Origin of the sequence: Bacillus sp. SIMBA_074 (assembly GCF_046534555.1) — a bacterium.
Classification (GTDB): Bacteria; Bacillota; Bacilli; order Bacillales; family Bacillaceae_G; genus Bacillus_A; species Bacillus_A mycoides.
Genome location: NZ_JAWRYM010000009.1, coordinates 67,618 through 84,238 on the forward strand (window position 1 = coordinate 67,618; position 16,621 = coordinate 84,238).

The window sequence follows — 16,621 nt, forward strand, 5'->3', positions numbered from 1 at the left end:
CTCCATTTTTTTGCATAGTGAGGTTATGTATGTGAAACGATACCGACATTTATACTTGTTAAGTTGTACACTACTCATTTGTTTTGTCGCACTATCACTTTCGTATCATACCGCTTGTATTGAAAAATTTGATAATGTAGTCGCACACTTTATTCAAAGTTTCCGAAACGAGTATTTGACAACCTATTTTACTTGGGTGTCCTTTATCGGTTCAAAAAGAATATATTTCCCGTTACTCATTATACTTGTAATGTATTTTCTTCTTAGAAAAAAAATATTAAGTGCATTACTTCTAACAATTAATTATTACGGATCACGTTATTTGAACAGTATGCTCAAACTATGGTATGAACGAGCACGACCTGATGTGACGCAGCTTGTTACAGCAACTGGATATAGCTTTCCGAGCGGTCATACGATGAATGCTACTGCTTTTTTAGGATTTATTGCATACGTCACAATTACAGAAGATCGTATTTCATTGCATAAAAAGTTGCTGATTATTTTTATAGCAAGCTTCGTTGTATTATCTATTTCAGTTAGCCGAATTTATCTTGGCGTGCACTATCCATCTGACATATTAGCCGGATGGGCAGCGGGCGGTAGCTGGCTCGTTTTATGTATTATATTTCATAAGGCGTTCATTAAAAAAGAACCTATGTCATAATAGGTTCTTTTTGCATGGGCTCCACATGAATATGAGCATGGTAAATTCCGAATTTTTTTCGAAGCATATCTTCAATATTGTCAGTAATACAATGGCTTTCGCTAACATCCATTCGAGCATCTACTTCAATTGTAATATCCACATACGTTTGGTTCCCATACATACGAGCACGAATATCTACAATATGTTCTACACCTGAAATATGCCCTATAGCATCAGCGTATTCATCCATTTTTTCAGGATCAATTCCATCCGTTAGCATATGAGAAGCTTCTACGAAAATTTCCCACGCGGTCTTACAAATAATAAGACCGACAAGTAAAGCAGCAATAGGATCCAAAATAGGCATTTGGAACTGTGCTCCGACTATACCTACTACTGTACCAATACTTACAAGAGCATCTGATAAATTATCTTTTGCAGCAGCCTCCAATGATTTACTTTTTGTTCGCATTGCAATCTTTTTCGTATACTTGTATACACCGTACATAACGACAGCAGAAAATAAAGCTACCCATGCAGCAAGTACATTAGGTGCTGCTTGTTTCGGATTGAAAAACGATTGAATTGCACTAATAACAACTTCTAATCCGACCGTTGCCATAATAAAGGAAGCAACAAGTGATGCGATTTGTTCTGCACGCGAATGCCCATATGGATGATCTGGATCACGAGGCTTACGAGAAATTTTCAGGCCAATTAATATTGCTAAAGAAGCACCAATATCCGTTAAGTTATTCAAACCGTCAGCACGTAATGCGCTAGAGAGGGTAATATAACTGATGATGATTTTCATAGAGGATAAAAATATGTAGGCTATAATGCTGACAATAGCACCTTTATCAGCTTCTTTATGAGAAAGAGAATCCATTTTAATCACTCGCCTTTCTACAAGGAATTTCTTTCTATACATAGAGTATCAAACGAAACTCGTGTGGGTCTATACAAACATTGTTGACGTTTTATAGCTTTTTAAGAAGGGGATAACAAAGTTTCGTTAAGGAAAAATATGTTGAAAAGTACAAAGTGGAAATTTATCCCGCATTAACGGGCAGTAAGACCCCCACCTCAAAATTCAGTTGGAGCAAAGAAGTTAGGTGGGAGATCAACTGCCCGTAAACGCCCGATTGGTTCAACTAATAATCAGTGGGGGATGAACAAAAACCCCACTGATTAAAGTTTCACTTTATTAAACAATTAATGATGATTATGGCAAATGGAAAGAGGGCGAGAATAATGATTCTCAAAATTTTTTTCATATATATTTTTCGCAAAATGACTCTTTGTAATTCCTCATGTGAGTAATATATAAGAAATGATAACAAAATTCTTCAATAAGAAGAGGAGAAAGCATTATAATATTCACTTTCCAGAAAGAGACAAAGGTAAAGAACAATTTGAAAACGAAAAAAACCTCTGATGATTTTTCAGAGGTTTTTCGTTTTTTAGTATGCTTCTAAAAACTCAGTAACTTGCTCTTCCGTTTTTGCATTTGCACTATGTAAGTGACCTAACTTTTCGCCATTTTGATATACAAGTAGGCTTGGAATACCCATTACTTGATACTCTTCAGCAATACTTGGGAACTCATCTTTATTAATAGAATACCATTCAAATTTATTGAACTCTTCCATTACATCTCCGATAAAGTTGTCCATACGCACGCAATCTGGGCACCATGTAGTAAAGAACTTAACAACTACTGGCTCCTCGCTTGCGATGATGTCTTTGAATTCCTTGTCAGACTTGATTTCTCTCATGTTTTGTTGCTCCTTTTTCACTTATAATATTTGGGGTTATTTAGGCGGTGTTTTTGCCTAGAAACGAAAACTTCTAACAAAAGTTTTTCTTTCCGAATAATTCGTTTGCAAATTGATCCACCGCAGTTTCCTGAAGTCCTGGTACAACATGTGAGTAGGTTTTCGATGTGATACCTACTCTTTTATGTCCTAATCGTTCACTTACAATCTTCGGATGTATACTTTGTTTTAATATAATTGTTACACGAGTATGTCTCAGAACACAGAACATGGAACCGAATATCAGGAACCTCACTTTTCTTTATAAGCTTTTTCCAGAGCTGTGTCAAACTTCTGAAACGGCAGACCAAATCGTAATCATTATAGCTTTCATCATATCGCTCTTTTTCCTCAGAGATTTTTTGCAGATGGTCATTTAGTGCCATTAAAGTAATGTCAGGTAAAATCAGCAATCTCTTTCCATTGTAGACCTAAGATTTCACCTTTACGCATTCCACATGTAATAGCAAGAAGATAAGCGATATAATAACGGTTTTCTTTTGCATGTTCTAAAAAACGAAGATCTTCTTCATCGGTTAAAAAGCTAGGGTGTTAACGCTGATTTAGTGGAGAGAGCTTATTATATCACTCTTTCGGAGGAGGTGAGTTAGGATGCGGAAATGGTTAAAGAAACTATTTTCGAAAAAACGCCCACCCTGCATTGTTCGTGAGGAACAAGAAGGTGAGCTTCAATTAAACGAAACTGATAGGATCTGTGAAAATTGTGTCCAAATTATGCATGGAAAAGGTAATGAAAGAGATGAATAGTACTCTTTACATCTTATTCCATATATAACAAAGCTGGTTAGCTTCTGATTCAAGCGCTATTAAATGATCATTATTAATAGAGTTATTCGTATACATTCTGTTCTTTTGGATGTTAAGAACCGTATAATTCACATCGTTATGTTCATTTGAAAATGTCGATTCGTTTAATAATGTTAGCGTTGAGTTGATGTTGTATTTATCAATTCGCTCTTTTTTTCCTTTGAAAAACAGTTTGATAAGATGCGGCTCATCATTAATGAGCAAACCGAGTTCAGGTGATGAGCGGACGATTAAATCATCTGATATCCAATGTGATTTACCTGGATCGAACCAAGAGACGTCTTTGTTTTTAATAAATTTTTTGTACTGTTTTATGACATCAATGTAGTTTTGCTTTTTCTTCTGATCAACCGTTTGCACTAATGTTTCGAAACATTCAAAAGGTAGTTCGTTTTGATGAAATTTAATAACAGTGTCTCGTAATTGTTTCCAGTAATCAAAAGCTGGTTGGTATTCCGGTTGAGATTTTAGATTTTTTACAAAGTTTGTTTTAGCTGCACTACTTTTCAGTGTGAAGTCTAAAAATTGTGTAAGTCCTACTTTAATTTCTGCCATATTACACCCCCTTTTCAAACATTACTAATTCGATAATGGAAAGGAAAATCCTGCATTTTTTAAGGAGGTGAGCTAGATGCTAGAAAACACGATATCCATGCACAATGGCTACGGCAAAGCTGATCCGCAAGAACAAGAGGGAATTATTACAACTTCTATCGATATCGAAAAGTTACAAGATGTCATAAGTCGAGCGGTAGTGATTTTGCAGGAGTGTCCAGAAGATGCTGAACTTGATGATTTAAATGGGAGCATTAATGAAGCGTTGGAATTGTTACAAAAGTATTTGGGGCAATAAAAAAGGACGAGCAGTCGTACCTGCTGTCCTTTATAGGAGGAAAATTATTCTGGACTAGAACTACGAATAACCAGAAAACGCGCTTTTAACCAGTGTTGTCAAAGATGTAATAATCTATGCAACATAAAAGCTTATTCGGAATTCAAAACACCAAAATGGCTTGCGTTGGTAAACAGGCTCAAAAGTAGTATATGCAAAATGAAAAATTCCATACAAAAAGCAGACAACAATTTTGGTTGTCTGCCTGTGAGTTGAATGAGTTAGCTAATTGTGATAAATTGCTTTCCCATTACAAGAAGAGTGAAGCTGCTAGTTCAAACAGCTTGTAGGTAGTATTTTCGATATCTAAAAAAATATACAGAGAAAGCAGATAGGTGAAGAACCTGCCTGCTTACTACTGTAACAAAAGAAAGAAGTACTAGCCGTGGATACGACGGCTTGAAAATAGTATGTATTTTTATTTAAAAAATATTCAAGGGGTGAAGAAACATGGAGTGTTTGATAAATGGTGTCTATGAAATAGATAATGATTTTTTTGGTCCAATAAACTTTGCTAATGTTGTAGCTGTTTCATCCATAATTCAATTGAGTGCAGGGGATTTAGTCGAGATTTTTGCACAAAGTAGCGTAGCTGGAGTTATTAGTAATGTAGAAGATAGTACGCATTTTGAAGCTGCAAGATTCCCGTCTCCAAAAGTATAAGTGGTATGAAACCTTGTAAGTAATTTAATATCAGGACATTCCAAAATTTATACTCATCCTGTACAAGAACGGATAATTTATTTGTAGTGCATGAAGTATTTTAACGGTGTACAAGCTGTTTTGAAAGTGCTGGATAAATGGACTATGTACTGTTAAATAGTGTCTGATGATTGTAAACGAAACAGTCGAAGAAGAGTAGCGGTGTATGCAAAAAGAAATGCATGATGTTTAGGTAAAGAAAGCTTACTAGTTAGGGGATCTTACCGATTTAGTTTATGAAAAAAGGCCCTGTTGTCTCCAACAGGGCCTTTCCTAAAATGGCAAAGAGTAACTCTTACCTTACTTCTTGTCCATAGAATACACAAAAATTATACGTTTGTACAGGTCAATAATTTACAATAATAATATTTGAATATAATGCTTACAGGTAATTCTGAAGGATGAAAAAGTATTTGCTATAGAGTAAGTGTTGATTTTAAAGTGTTTTTAAGAGAATGTTTACAACTCAACGATAATAAAGGAATATTGAAATAATAAAATATGAAATATTGCATATCTCACTGAACAATATAATCTATTCAATAATAATAAAATCGTACAGAGGAGTTTTTTCTGAAAATCCGAGTTGATGAAACTAGATAATTTGTATTACTGATTTAACCAGAATATTACATGAGTGCTTTGTTTTTAAAAGTTATACTTTCTCCTCGCTCTGCCTTATGGTGGAGCATTTTTTATTTTTGTAATCGCAATAACCTGTCCAAACTTTCCAAGTCTAGCATACATATTATGCATTAGTAGATTAGAAAGGAGCACTATATATGTCTTGTTATTACTACTGTAAGAATTGTGAGAGTTACCAAAAGAAAAATCATGATTGCTGTAAAAAAAGAAGTGATTATTATAATAAGTGCGGTAAAAGATGTGATGACTGTTCTTGCGATCATAAGGAGAATAACCTTGTAAGAGCATCTGCTTTTAGAGCTGTAAATACAGTTAATCAAAACCTTCCAGCTAATACTTTTGTTAAAGTATTATTTCAAAATGAACAATTTGATTTAGCGAACGAATATAACCCAGCAACATCAGATTTTACTCCGAAGACTAGAGGAGTTTATTCCGTAATTGGGACGATTGGTTTCTTTCCGAACGATACAAATTTAAATTATAGAGCGCGTGTAGAAGTTCGAGTGAATGGAAATGCGGCAATTGCTATAGATAACGACTTTTTTGGTCCAATAAATTTCGGTAATGTCGTAAGTGTTTCAACAATACTTCAATTACATGCAGGTGATATTGTCGAGATTTTTGCACAAAGTAGTATAGATGGGGTTATTAGTAGTACAGAAGACGGTTCTCATTTTGAGGCTGCAAGATTCCCATCTCCAATTGTATAAATATTAAAAAGGAAAAAATTTTATTAACTCTGCTTTTCGATGGAGTTTTTTAATTTCATAATAGCAATAGCTCGTCCAAACTTTTTAAATTTATTTTGCATAGTATACAACAATAGATTTAGAAAGGGGATATAAATATGTCTTATTATTATTGTAAGCATTGCAATGGCTATAAAAAGACAAAGCATACTTGTTGTAAGAAGAGTAAAGATTATTACGATAAGTGTTGTGATAATGAGAAAGATAAACTTGTAAGGGCATCTGCTTTTAGAGCGGTTAGTACAGTAAATCAAAATGTCACTGCAAATACTTTTGTTAAAGTATTATTCCAAAATGAACAGTTTGATTTAGCGAATGAATATAATCCAGTAACATCAGATTTTATTCCGAAGACTAGAGGGGTTTATTCTATTATTGGTACAATCAGCTTTGCACCTAATGATAGTAATACGAATTATAGAGCGCGTGTAGAAATTCGGGTAAATGATAATCCAGCTATAGCGATAGATAATGACTTTTTTGGTCCACCCAATTTTGCAAATGTCGTAGCTGTTTCAACAATACTTCAATTACATGCAGGAGATGTAGTTGAAATTTTTGCTGAGAGTGATGTAGATGGACTGATTATACAAAATGATCCAGGATTTATTAGTACGCATTTTGAAGCTGCAAGATTCCCATCTCCAATAAAATAAAAGACATGTTTGTGATTTATGGACTATTTTTTTTAAAAAGGCTCTACCTTATGGTAGGGCCTTTTAGTTAAAGGTATTAAATTGGTAATATATTAAAATAAGTTCATAAATACTTGATAAGCAACACCTAGAGTTAATACGATAGCTAACAGTTTTGCTACCCATCTCGGTGCATTTAAATTTAGTAAAAGGGAATGACATATACTAAATGTAATGCCGAGTGTTAAAAGAATTGCGATAAGATATAAAATTAATAGGAATAAAGGTTGCTCTATGGAGCCGAAGTCAATTTTGGATGGATTCATGTAATATGTACCTCGTTTTTTATTAATATATTAATGAAATAATGAAGAATACAAGGAATTGGAAGAGTAATGTAATAAATACTATAAAAGTAAATTTGAAGTTATGGATGGAGTAGATAAAATAATCTTTGAAAGACTATTCAAAGCCAACATTTGTTTAAGTTTAATATACAAGAACGAATGTTCTTGGTATACTGGAAAATAAAAAAGGTGCGTTTACATGACAAATTTTAGTAATATAATTGAAAAACTAGATGAAATGATTTACAAACCTAATAATCTATTAATTACTAAACGAAAAGAAGAAAAGCAAAATTCAGAATATGCAGGAGGGGTATTCCAGCTAAATAATAGAAGCATCCGATTTAGGGTATCAAAAATTACGCCTAATAAGATTGGACAATTTGTTTCTTTTTGGGAGAAGAATGCCTCTATGAGCAATCAGGCATTTTCTTATGATTCAGCTCCTAACCTTTTAGTTATCACTTGTATAGCGGATAATAAACTAGGACAATTTATTTTTCCAAAAGAGATTCTTCTAAAAGAAAAAATATTAAAAACTCAAAATCAAAAAGGGAAAATGGCTATGAGGGTTTACCCTATTTGGGATAAACCTATTAGTAATCAAGCTAAGAAGAGTCAATTGTGGCAACTTCATTATTTTGTCGATTTAAGTGATACTGAAAATGTAGCTACAGATAAATTATTAAACTTATATTCATAGCACATAATAAGAAAAAATTGAAATATTCAATGTTCGTTCAGATGATATTTGGAAATATTAACAGGGTAAGCCGTTAAGTAAAGAATAAAAAAGGAGCATACAAATAAAGTATGCTCAAAAAAAGATAGGTTTTATGAGTGGAGAATCTCCATACGATAATATATGCGCATTTCATTAATATGTGTAAAATATCAACAAAATATCAACAGAATATCAATTAATGAGTTATTTTAGTTTTTTTATGAAGTCATGTTTTGTGAAATGAAAAAGAGCCGTTTCTTTTGAAAGATGCGGCTCTTTTTATTATTTTGTTATCGTACTGTTCGAAATGATAAATCATAAAATTATACGATTAACAATTTGATAATGATCGGACTTCAGTTATATATTTCTTGAAGTCTGGATATTGAGATACAGTTTGGCAGGTAGGGGTGAGTAGTTGATTAATTAAAGATACATTTGAAATTACTTCGTTACAAGGACCATAGAATGTAACTTTTAGCTTTGAATTCGGTGGAACTTTGAATACGATAGGGATTTTTTTCATTAAATAAACTCCTTACATAACAGAGGTTATATGTTTATTTCCTTTTAATTAGGAAGACATATTAATATAATATGTAATTTTTATTGTAGTTGATTATTACATATACTGTATGAGTTGATGTAATTTCTATTACGTATCAAAATAGTGTTGTGAAAAAATATATATCATGTTTATAAAAAGCTTAAGAACAGACTAATATGAGGGAATAAGCGTTAATTAACTTGTCTTTATATAATAAATTGTAAAAAGGCAGCTTTTTTAGCTGCCTTTTTACAGGGAGATTGAAAAATCTTGGAGGTCATTCATGAGTATAAGCAAAAATTGCTTATATGTAGTATGTACATTATTTATAGTTTTATCCCAATACTTAGTATGAAATAAACGCAAGTTTATCGTTTACAAATGAAAAAAAGAAGGACTTATTTATTATGGATAAAAAGAAATTATTTGGTTTTAAAAAATGATGAAAATATATTTATTTGTCTTATAGAAGCTTGCTATTAGGCGTATGGGTCTAGCAATAAAACAAGCTTTGAATAGGATAATAAAAAGGAGTTGATTAGTAATGGGTTATATTGTAGATATTTCGAAATGGAATGGAAATATTAATTGGGATATTGCAGCTTCTCAGCTAGATTTAGTTATTGCTAGAGTTCAAGATGGTTCGAATACGGTCGATTTTATGTATCAAGGTTATGTGAAAGAAATGAAGAAACGTAGTATCCCATTTGGGAATTATGCATTTTGCCGTTTTATATCTATTTCAGATGCAAAAAAAGAAGCGCAAGATTTTTGGAATCGTGGCGATAAAAACGCTAAATTTTGGGTGGCAGATGTAGAAGTTCAAACAATGGTAGATATGCAAGGCGGGACTCAAGCATTTATTGATGAATTACGCCGATTAGGTGCAAAAAAAATTGGTTTATATGTAGGACATCACACGTATGTATCATTTGGAGCTCGCAATATTGATGCTGATTTTATTTGGATTCCTCGTTATGGAGGGAATAAACCAGCATATCCTTGTGATATTTGGCAATATACTGATTCAGGAAATGTTCCTGGTATTGGAAAATGTGATTTGAATCAATTAATTGGGAATAAAAATCTTTCTTGGTTTATAGGTTCAAATCAAACAAATCAATCTAGTATTGGAGACAGTAAGCAACCAAATGGAATTGGTATTGCAGTTTCAAAATATGATGATGGATACGGAATTAATTTATATGAAAATCCTGCGAATCCGCAATTTATAGGAAGACTTACGAAAAAAATCCCATATTTAATCTATAAGGGTTATTGGGGAGGTGGCGAAAAAGATATGATTTGTTTAGGTGGTGAACAACAGTGGGCTAAGTTAGAACATTTTAATGTACAATGGTTTTATGCATATTCAAAGTACACACCTGGATATGAAATTAGAACGTACGATGGGCCAAACGGGAATGATACAGGTGCGGTCGATGGGAAGGTCCCTTATCGTATTTGGAATCGTCAAGATGGATATATAGATATAGGTGGGAACAAATGGATCAAAGAAGAACATGTGCAGATTAAATGATGTTAAAAAGTCGGCTTTATGCCGGCTTTTTTATTTAATAAAGCTTGTCTCTGGCATGAAGAGAAATACTTGCAGAAAACACATTGATTTCACAATAGCGCTGTATAGTTCCTAATATACATTTATCAAAGTGAGGTATTTGAATTGAAAAAGAAAAAGCTATTTATGGGAACTATTATTGCATGTGTGGCGCTCACATTGTCTGCGTGTGGTTCCTCAGAAAATGTTGCAACATCAAAAGTAGGAAACGTGACAGAGAAAGAGTTAAGTAAAGAATTAAGGCAAACATATGGAAAAAGTACTTTATCTCAAATGATGTTAAATAAGGCATTGCTAGATAAATATAAAGTTTCAGATGAAGAAGCTAAAAAACAAGTAGAAGCAGCGAAGGAACAAATGGGTGACAAGTTTAAAGTGGCTTTAGAGCAAGTAGGATTAAAGAATGAAGATGAATTAAAAGAGAGAATGAAGCCAGAAATTGCACTTGAGAAAGCGATTAGAGCGACTGTCACAGATAAAGATGTGAAAGATAACCATAAACCTGAAATGAAGGTAAGTCACATTTTAGTGAAAGATGAAAAAACTGCGAAAGAAGTAAAAGAGAAAATAAATAATGGTGAAGATTTTACTGCTTTAGCGAAACAGTATTCGGAAGATACTGGTTCAAAGGAACAGGGCGGAGAAATCGCTGGTTTTGCTCCTGGTCAAACTGTGAAAGAGTTTGAGGAAGCTGCATATAAATTAGATGCAGGACAAGTAAGTGAGCCAATAAAAACATCTTATGGTTATCATATAATAAAAGTGACGGATAAAAAAGAATTGAAACCATTTGATGAAGTAAAAGATACGATTCGAAAAGATTTAGAACAACAAAGACTGCAAGATGCGACAGGTAAATGGAAACAACAAGTAATCAATGATCTATTGAAAGAAGCAGATATTAAAGTAACAGATAAAGAATTTAAAGATACATTTAAATTCTTAGATGAGAAATAAGGTTTAGAAGAAAAACAGAGATTTAGCATAATGCTATATTTCTGTTTTTTTGTTTTCAATAGAAAAGGGAACTCATATAGAGTTCCCTTTTCGCGTTAGTGTGTGAGTTATAAATAGATAGTAAGACAATACAATATTACATTTAAATATTAAGAATTACAATAGGAAAATTTGGATGTAGATAAAAGGAATAAGCAATTAAATTCGCAAAATGTTGAAATGATAATGTTTTAGTTAATTAATTTTGTTAAATATAAACTAAATATATTTTCTTGGAGAGTGAATTGAGGACATAATTTAAAGAATGGTACATATCATATTTATTGGAGTATAAATTAACTTTATAGGAAGTGACATGTTGAACATTTAGTACAAGAGGATGTTCTTAATGATGATAAGAATTATTTATCCCGCTATTTGTGGGAGTCTTACTGCTCGTAAAAGCCCGATTGGTGAAGGCTAATAATCAGTGGGTGATGGACAAAACCCCCACTGATTATTAGCCTTCACTTTATTAAAATAGGATGAATATTTTTATATTTACTAGATTATTAAATTAATTTGGGGGAGAATATATGAAAGTTATTTTTAAGAGAGAAGGCGGAGGGGAAATTTTTGAATCATCTAATGAAAATATAAGCGTTCTATTAGCTGTATTAAAAGAAACAAAAGGGATAAAGATTGGGATGGTTGAGTATGAAGTATTAGAATATAAACTGGAATATTATCGGAATCCGAAAAAAACAGAAACAGAGAGAGAATTACATATTATAATGCAACCCAAGCATATTCAATAAAGAAAGTGAAAAATTGATGAGTGTGAATCTTACTGCCTACAAATAGCAGGATAAATGGTAGTAATTGTCGATATGTATGAAACTTATGAGGAATGAATTGTTTTACATCATAAGTTTCTAAAGCTTTGTGAGTTCGTTCATAATAAAAGTGTATGCTTTTGTTGAAGGATGGTTAATGAGATATAGCTGAAATTTGTATTCCAGAAAGAACGTTAGTTAGGATAGAAAAGTAAAATTAGAAATATAATTAGTTCAATAAAAGCGACTTCACATTAGGTGGAGTCGCTTTTATTGTTGCTACACGTATTCTATGATGCGATAGGAAGTGCAAAGAAATTTGATTAATAAAAGGGAGTAATAAATGAGTATGAATAAACTTCATATATTAAAGTTGCATTTTGTTTGAAAAATTTACATGTTGCACTTCCGTAAGAACGTTCGTTCGTGTATAATTAGAACGAATGTTCTTTCGAAGTGGAGATGTCTACAAATTCATAAATAGTTTTGAATTGGAAAGCTACGCTACATATAAATAAGAGATGGATAAAGAATGAAGCGATAAGGCTTCTAACCGCAAGGACTGCGGAGATAGCCTAATAAATTAGAGTTCGATAGAACTCTTTACTTAGGAATCCCCCACTTCTAAACGAAGTGAAAGTGGGGTAGTTCAAGAATGGATAGATATAGAAAATTGAGGAGTAAAGAAAATGAATTATGTAAAGATACAGGAAAAAGGAAGAGAGTGGGTTCCGTTTACAGTAATGTCGGAACAATTATTAAGTATGAAAAAAATTATTGGAGAGAAATTAAAAGTTCAAAGACCGCTAATAACAAATGAAGCGAAAGACAGCATTTCAGACAAATTATTAACTTCATTATTGTCTGAAGAAGAGATGTTAGTGACATATTTTGAAGAAGGATACATACTTACGAGTTATATGACAGTGGTTCATATAAATCCAATTCAACAAATTGTAAAATGTACAGATGCATTTTATAAAACATATATATTTTCTGCAATGGACATAATTGATGTAACCTAAAAGAAGCTGAATTTTGAAGTTTAGCTTCTTTAATTTATCTAGCTATTTACGGACAGGCAGATTCACACCTCAAAATTCGGCTGTGAGTCAGGCTACCTGTAAAAACTTAATTTTTTGAAGAGGTGAAGAACTAAATGAAAAAGCAGCTAGCTGCAAGCTAGCTGCTTAGTCCCAGGGAAAGGGAGAAAAAGATTGGCACTCAAAAAATCAATGATAGCTGTGTATCAGCCTGAGTATAGTATAGACAAATTTTAAAATGTTATACAAAAATGATTACAGAGCTGTTTAAGCCGTACCAACTTGGTTTTGATCTGCTAGATCAGAATCAAATGTATTAGTCGCGCTAACCCCACTAAAAGTGTTCACTACGAAACCAACGTTAGATGCGCCAGAGCCGTTATAAGCTTTCGTATTCTCTTTTGGAGAAACATTGTAGAAATCACCTAAGTTGAAAGATCCGTTACTATTTTGTACAACTAAATTCCCAACAACTGAGGGCATAATTTTCACCTGCTTTATAAGTAATTGTTTGCATTACTATATGAAGGTATAGTCTAATTGGTTCATTTGACAAATATTCCGGAATAGAAAAATGTTTGAAGCTTTGTTTAATCAATCGAGCAAAAAGTATGTTAAAATTAATGAAGAGCTGAATTTTAAAAATAATAAATTTGAATAATTCATATATATGGAATTAAAGGAGGCAAAATGTAATGGATAATGTTATAAAAACAGTGGATTTAACAGATGCAGAATCAAGTAAACTTGTTGCTTATATTTATAGTAATGATGTCACATTGATCGAAAAAGCATTTTGTCCTAATGAAATAAAATTAAAGTTTAATGAAATAGCAATTTTATCGGCAATTAAAACCGCATATATTACGAAAGTATCTATAAGGAAAGAACTTGAAGCAATTTTTCACGATACAGGCGTTTTATTAGTAAAGCAAAATGTTGAAAGGAATAGTATTCAATCTATAACAATGCATTTTGAGCAATTTAAAAAGTTGCAAAATGAGATTGAGAATTTAAATAAAAGTATGTTATAAGACTAGGTGGAAATTTATTGATAGAGGTGGGCTCTGTTAAGTTGAAAAAGTGGATTGAAAAGTATTTGGATAAATCGAACCGTAAACATAAATATACTTTCATTAAGGTGTAACCTATATTTATCGATGTGAGAAATGTAGGGAATAGAAGATACAATTTAAAAATAATAACGATACAAACAAAAAGAGTAACTATGATGGTTACTCTTTTTGTTTGTAATATGTAATATCAAAAATACTTCTAAAGTATGAAATGAATTGATACTTAAGTGAGAAGTTGAATAAAAATAAAAAGAGTAATATTAATGGAAAGGAGGAGATGAAGTTGGAGCGAAACGACATTGGGAAACTTGTAATTATTACTGGAGTAACGCAAGGGTTAGGACGTGCAATGGTTGATAGGTTTCATGAATTGGGGTGGAATATAGCAGGGTGTGGACGCTCCAAAAATAAAATTGAAGAGCTTAATAAATATTACGGTGCTTCACATGATTTTCAAATAATTGATGTTTCAAATCATCACCAAGTTAGTAAATGGGCAAGTCGTATTCTTAATAAGTATAGGGCTCCCGATATGTTAATAAATAATGCATCGATTGTTAATCAAAATGCACCTCTATGGAAAGTTACCGCACAAGAATTTGAAAGTGTAATGAGTGTAAATGTGAACGGGGTAGTAAATGTCATTAGGGCGTTCGTCCCGGCGATGATAGCTAGGAAAGAAGGAATTATTATTAACATGAGCTCTAGTTGGGGAAGAGAAGGCGAGGCTGAACTTGCGCCATATTGTGCCTCGAAGTTTGCTGTTGAAGGTATCACACAGTCAATGGCAATGGAACTGCCAAATGGTATGGCAGTAGTTGCTCTAGATCCAGGTGGCAGTATTAGCACTCCAATGCTTCACTTATGTGCACCTCAATATGTAAAAGAATCTCCTACACCTGAAATGTGGTCACATAAAGCAATTCATTATATATTAAATATATCAATAGATAAAAACGGTGAGTCATTGACATGTCCGGCATACATTCATTGAGAAACTCCTTGTCAAAAAGAGCGCCTGAAAGGTGCTCTTTTGTATTATTAGTACATTATGTGATGCACAAAATTACATATGAAAAATAGAATAATGAATTAAAGGTGATATTTGTTTGTTTTGAATGGACTAGAAAATTTAAATATAGGTGATGGGAAATGAACCTACGCGATTTAGAATTGACAGGAGCCTGGTTTCAAGTAGGAGGAAATCTTATAGCAGCAATTGGAACAACTAGAGGGTTTGCAGGGGAAGGAAAGATTGAGTCGGATCTCGTTATTGTAGGGAGTTCATTACAAGCTCTCGGATATATATTACAAATTATAGCAACTAATGATGTGAAAGATGAAGATAAATGTGAGAAGCAAGAGGTAACTATAGATAATAAAAATAAAGCGCTAGCGAAAACGGGGATTGAGTTATTAGCTTTAGGTAATATTTCAAATGTAATAGGAACGTATTTTAATCTCAATGAACAAATGAAAGAAAATGATTTCCTTATAATTACTGGAAATAGTTTGCAATCAATTGGCGCTTTTTTAGGAGTAGAAGTAGCATTGAATGAGATAAATGGAATACAGTGGATTATCGTATTAGGGAATTCAATGCAAAGTTTAGGTGCGGGATTACAAGCATATGAAGGTATTAAAAATATACCAAAAGAAGAAAAGGGAAAAGAAGACAGTAATATAGATAAAGAAGATCAACGTATAATAGGGCTAATAGGTATTTGGATACAGGCAATAGGTACTGTAATTTCAGCAATTGGATTAACCGAAATAGTAGAGGAACAACGATTGGAATCTAAGAAAAGGTGATGAAATACTCATTTCAATGAAGTTTGGAGTATTTCAATTTTAGAAGTAGGACAAGATGGATGTGTTAATTGTTTTTGTAGGCTTTTTCATAGAGGCGTAGAATATACATATAAATGAACAGCTGAAAATAACTTGTTAACGTTAGTGAGAGGCTTCTCATTTAGTTATACTATTATATGTGATTTTTGTAATGATGAGTTCTTATATACGCTTTTAGAAATAACATGATTTCATAGGTTTGATAGTGTAGGAGATGGATGGGGAAGAATCGAAAAATAAACATTAAGGAGTTTTTCAGACATGATGTATTTATTAGCAATTTTACTTCCGCCGGTAGCTGTTTTATTTTGCGGAAAGCCGTTTCAAGCGATTATTAATTTCATTTTAACCTTAATTTTTTGGGTTCCAGGAGCGATACACGCAGTTCTTGTCGTACATGATAAAAAAGCCGACAGGCGACTTAAGAAACAAGTTCAAGCGTATGATGAAATTAATAAAAGAAATAGAAGGTAAATTGCGATTGACATACAAAAAAGAAAGGGGATTTGATTCGCCTTTCTTTTTTGTATGTCAATCAAGTTTAAATTTTAGTATAGCGGTAAGAATTTTTAATATAAGTATTATGATAATAACTTTTAGAGTGTGCGTTTAATAAACCGGTGTAAATGCTTTCTGGCACATTAAAGAAATCATACATACCATTCTTTAGTTGAATACGTAAAATCATAGAAAAAGGATTATAGCCAACAGCAACTAATTTTTTTGAAATAACGGGAGATAGCTCCATCATTACGCAACTCC

General features: G+C 32.6%; 22 protein-coding genes and 1 pseudogene. 15 read left to right on the top strand and 8 right to left on the bottom strand.

Annotated elements, in window-relative coordinates; all coding sequences use genetic code 11:
- Positions 1-31: 31 nt before the first annotated feature.
- Positions 32-667: a phosphatase PAP2 family protein gene (locus tag SB773_RS12560; protein WP_002127255.1), complete on the top strand. Its 636-nt coding sequence runs from the start codon at positions 32-34 to the stop codon at positions 665-667.
- On the opposite strand, the gene SB773_RS12565 is transcribed toward SB773_RS12560, so the two are convergent.
- From SB773_RS12565 to SB773_RS12575, 3 genes are all read right to left on the bottom strand, one after another.
- Positions 657-1,538, bottom strand: coding sequence for a cation diffusion facilitator family transporter (locus SB773_RS12565; protein ID WP_002085782.1), 882 nt, complete (start codon positions 1,536-1,538; stop codon positions 657-659). The two genes, SB773_RS12560 and SB773_RS12565, sit on opposite strands and share 11 nt — an antisense overlap.
- A gap of 574 nt (positions 1,539-2,112) precedes the next feature.
- Positions 2,113-2,427, bottom strand: a complete 315-nt coding sequence (locus tag SB773_RS12570; RefSeq protein WP_001206934.1) for a thioredoxin family protein — start codon at positions 2,425-2,427, stop codon at positions 2,113-2,115.
- A gap of 73 nt (positions 2,428-2,500) precedes the next feature.
- Positions 2,501-2,698 carry a site-specific integrase gene (locus SB773_RS12575; protein WP_410590193.1) on the bottom strand — a complete coding sequence of 66 codons (198 nt, stop codon included), beginning with the start codon at positions 2,696-2,698 and terminating at the stop codon, positions 2,501-2,503.
- A gap of 380 nt (positions 2,699-3,078) precedes the next feature.
- Here SB773_RS12575 and SB773_RS12580 point away from each other — a divergent pair, with 380 nt between their 5' ends.
- Entirely contained in the window at positions 3,079-3,234 is a 156-nt protein-coding gene (locus SB773_RS12580; protein WP_410590195.1) for a hypothetical protein, read from the top strand.
- A gap of 6 nt (positions 3,235-3,240) precedes the next feature.
- Here the strand turns inward: SB773_RS12580 and SB773_RS12585 are convergent, their stop codons facing one another.
- Entirely contained in the window at positions 3,241-3,849 is a 609-nt protein-coding gene (locus SB773_RS12585; protein ID WP_002012636.1) for a hypothetical protein, read from the bottom strand.
- Between the two features lie 76 nt (positions 3,850-3,925).
- Here SB773_RS12585 and SB773_RS12590 point away from each other — a divergent pair, with 76 nt between their 5' ends.
- The 4 genes and pseudogenes from SB773_RS12590 (at position 3,926) to SB773_RS12605 (ending at position 6,941) form a co-directional block, all read left to right on the top strand.
- Positions 3,926-4,147: a hypothetical protein gene (locus SB773_RS12590; protein WP_002141667.1), complete on the top strand. Its 222-nt coding sequence runs from the start codon at positions 3,926-3,928 to the stop codon at positions 4,145-4,147.
- 516 nt (positions 4,148-4,663) lie between these two features.
- A pseudogene (locus tag SB773_RS12595) lies at positions 4,664-4,849 on the top strand (hypothetical protein); the annotation flags it as partial.
- A gap of 821 nt (positions 4,850-5,670) precedes the next feature.
- The gene (locus SB773_RS12600; RefSeq protein ID WP_002012631.1) at positions 5,671-6,246 is read left to right on the top strand and encodes a C1q-like domain-containing protein; all 576 of its coding nucleotides are present in this window, start codon (positions 5,671-5,673) and stop codon (positions 6,244-6,246) included.
- A gap of 137 nt (positions 6,247-6,383) precedes the next feature.
- Positions 6,384-6,941, top strand: coding sequence for a C1q-like domain-containing protein (locus SB773_RS12605; protein ID WP_410590198.1), 558 nt, complete (start codon positions 6,384-6,386; stop codon positions 6,939-6,941).
- 92 nt (positions 6,942-7,033) lie between these two features.
- Here SB773_RS12605 and SB773_RS12610 read toward each other — a convergent pair whose 3' ends face one another.
- Positions 7,034-7,246: a hypothetical protein gene (locus SB773_RS12610; RefSeq protein ID WP_002012629.1), complete on the bottom strand. Its 213-nt coding sequence runs from the start codon at positions 7,244-7,246 to the stop codon at positions 7,034-7,036.
- Between the two features lie 220 nt (positions 7,247-7,466).
- Here SB773_RS12610 and SB773_RS12615 point away from each other — a divergent pair, with 220 nt between their 5' ends.
- On the top strand, positions 7,467-7,970 hold the full coding sequence (locus tag SB773_RS12615) for a MepB family protein (RefSeq protein ID WP_002012628.1): 504 nt from the start codon (positions 7,467-7,469) through the stop codon (positions 7,968-7,970).
- Positions 7,971-8,322: 352 nt separating this feature from the next.
- Here the strand turns inward: SB773_RS12615 and SB773_RS12620 are convergent, their stop codons facing one another.
- Positions 8,323-8,517, bottom strand: coding sequence for a hypothetical protein (locus SB773_RS12620; protein ID WP_131246627.1), 195 nt, complete (start codon positions 8,515-8,517; stop codon positions 8,323-8,325).
- Positions 8,518-9,082: 565 nt separating this feature from the next.
- On the opposite strand from SB773_RS12620, the gene SB773_RS12625 reads away from it, so the two are divergent.
- From SB773_RS12625 to SB773_RS12640, 4 genes are all read left to right on the top strand, one after another.
- Positions 9,083-10,078 (top strand): glycoside hydrolase family 25 protein, encoded by a 996-nt coding sequence (locus SB773_RS12625; RefSeq protein WP_002136170.1) that lies wholly within the window; start codon positions 9,083-9,085, stop codon positions 10,076-10,078.
- Between the two features lie 144 nt (positions 10,079-10,222).
- Positions 10,223-11,074 carry a peptidylprolyl isomerase PrsA gene (locus SB773_RS12630; RefSeq protein ID WP_002031835.1) on the top strand — a complete coding sequence of 284 codons (852 nt, stop codon included), beginning with the start codon at positions 10,223-10,225 and terminating at the stop codon, positions 11,072-11,074.
- 575 nt (positions 11,075-11,649) lie between these two features.
- On the top strand, positions 11,650-11,871 hold the full coding sequence (locus SB773_RS12635; RefSeq protein WP_002031836.1) for a hypothetical protein: 222 nt from the start codon (positions 11,650-11,652) through the stop codon (positions 11,869-11,871).
- A 707-nt stretch (positions 11,872-12,578) separates the two neighbouring features.
- On the top strand, positions 12,579-12,914 hold the full coding sequence (locus tag SB773_RS12640) for a YolD-like family protein (RefSeq protein ID WP_002085766.1): 336 nt from the start codon (positions 12,579-12,581) through the stop codon (positions 12,912-12,914).
- A 285-nt stretch (positions 12,915-13,199) separates the two neighbouring features.
- On the opposite strand, the gene gerPF is transcribed toward SB773_RS12640, so the two are convergent.
- Positions 13,200-13,415, bottom strand: a complete 216-nt coding sequence (gene gerPF / locus SB773_RS12645; protein WP_001141569.1) for a spore germination protein GerPF — start codon at positions 13,413-13,415, stop codon at positions 13,200-13,202.
- A 212-nt stretch (positions 13,416-13,627) separates the two neighbouring features.
- Between gerPF and SB773_RS12650 the strand changes: the two genes are divergently transcribed.
- The 4 genes from SB773_RS12650 (at position 13,628) to SB773_RS12665 (ending at position 16,333) form a co-directional block, all read left to right on the top strand.
- Positions 13,628-13,966: a hypothetical protein gene (locus SB773_RS12650; protein ID WP_002127270.1), complete on the top strand. Its 339-nt coding sequence runs from the start codon at positions 13,628-13,630 to the stop codon at positions 13,964-13,966.
- Positions 13,967-14,291: 325 nt separating this feature from the next.
- The gene (locus SB773_RS12655) at positions 14,292-15,002 is read left to right on the top strand and encodes an SDR family oxidoreductase (RefSeq protein WP_002085764.1); all 711 of its coding nucleotides are present in this window, start codon (positions 14,292-14,294) and stop codon (positions 15,000-15,002) included.
- Positions 15,003-15,160: 158 nt separating this feature from the next.
- Positions 15,161-15,820 (top strand): DUF6944 family repetitive protein, encoded by a 660-nt coding sequence (locus SB773_RS12660; RefSeq protein WP_256485198.1) that lies wholly within the window; start codon positions 15,161-15,163, stop codon positions 15,818-15,820.
- Between the two features lie 300 nt (positions 15,821-16,120).
- Positions 16,121-16,333, top strand: a complete 213-nt coding sequence (locus tag SB773_RS12665; RefSeq protein ID WP_002085763.1) for a YqaE/Pmp3 family membrane protein — start codon at positions 16,121-16,123, stop codon at positions 16,331-16,333.
- Positions 16,334-16,400: 67 nt separating this feature from the next.
- Here the strand turns inward: SB773_RS12665 and SB773_RS12670 are convergent, their stop codons facing one another.
- Positions 16,401-16,610 (bottom strand): KTSC domain-containing protein, encoded by a 210-nt coding sequence (locus SB773_RS12670; RefSeq protein ID WP_002035375.1) that lies wholly within the window; start codon positions 16,608-16,610, stop codon positions 16,401-16,403.
- Positions 16,611-16,621: the final 11 nt, after the last annotated feature.

Bases quoted from the DNA above. Each gene is read 5' to 3' on its own strand.
- SB773_RS12565 (WP_002085782.1), bottom strand. From the start codon at position 1,538: ATGGATTCTCTTTCTCATAAAGAAGCTGATAAAGGTGCTATTGTCAGC.
- SB773_RS12570 (WP_001206934.1), bottom strand. From the start codon at position 2,427: ATGAGAGAAATCAAGTCTGACAAGGAATTCAAAGACATCATCGCAAGC.
- SB773_RS12575 (WP_410590193.1), bottom strand. From the start codon at position 2,698: ATGTTCTGTGTTCTGAGACATACTCGTGTAACAATTATATTAAAACAA.
- SB773_RS12580 (WP_410590195.1), top strand. From the start codon at position 3,079: ATGCGGAAATGGTTAAAGAAACTATTTTCGAAAAAACGCCCACCCTGC.
- SB773_RS12585 (WP_002012636.1), bottom strand. From the start codon at position 3,849: ATGGCAGAAATTAAAGTAGGACTTACACAATTTTTAGACTTCACACTG.
- SB773_RS12590 (WP_002141667.1), top strand. From the start codon at position 3,926: ATGCTAGAAAACACGATATCCATGCACAATGGCTACGGCAAAGCTGAT.
- SB773_RS12600 (WP_002012631.1), top strand. From the start codon at position 5,671: ATGTCTTGTTATTACTACTGTAAGAATTGTGAGAGTTACCAAAAGAAA.
- SB773_RS12605 (WP_410590198.1), top strand. From the start codon at position 6,384: ATGTCTTATTATTATTGTAAGCATTGCAATGGCTATAAAAAGACAAAG.
- SB773_RS12610 (WP_002012629.1), bottom strand. From the start codon at position 7,246: ATGAATCCATCCAAAATTGACTTCGGCTCCATAGAGCAACCTTTATTC.
- SB773_RS12615 (WP_002012628.1), top strand. From the start codon at position 7,467: ATGACAAATTTTAGTAATATAATTGAAAAACTAGATGAAATGATTTAC.
- SB773_RS12620 (WP_131246627.1), bottom strand. From the start codon at position 8,517: ATGAAAAAAATCCCTATCGTATTCAAAGTTCCACCGAATTCAAAGCTA.
- SB773_RS12625 (WP_002136170.1), top strand. From the start codon at position 9,083: ATGGGTTATATTGTAGATATTTCGAAATGGAATGGAAATATTAATTGG.
- SB773_RS12635 (WP_002031836.1), top strand. From the start codon at position 11,650: ATGAAAGTTATTTTTAAGAGAGAAGGCGGAGGGGAAATTTTTGAATCA.
- SB773_RS12640 (WP_002085766.1), top strand. From the start codon at position 12,579: ATGAATTATGTAAAGATACAGGAAAAAGGAAGAGAGTGGGTTCCGTTT.
- gerPF (WP_001141569.1), bottom strand. From the start codon at position 13,415: ATGCCCTCAGTTGTTGGGAATTTAGTTGTACAAAATAGTAACGGATCT.
- SB773_RS12650 (WP_002127270.1), top strand. From the start codon at position 13,628: ATGGATAATGTTATAAAAACAGTGGATTTAACAGATGCAGAATCAAGT.
- SB773_RS12660 (WP_256485198.1), top strand. From the start codon at position 15,161: ATGAACCTACGCGATTTAGAATTGACAGGAGCCTGGTTTCAAGTAGGA.
- SB773_RS12665 (WP_002085763.1), top strand. From the start codon at position 16,121: ATGATGTATTTATTAGCAATTTTACTTCCGCCGGTAGCTGTTTTATTT.
- SB773_RS12670 (WP_002035375.1), bottom strand. From the start codon at position 16,610: ATGATGGAGCTATCTCCCGTTATTTCAAAAAAATTAGTTGCTGTTGGC.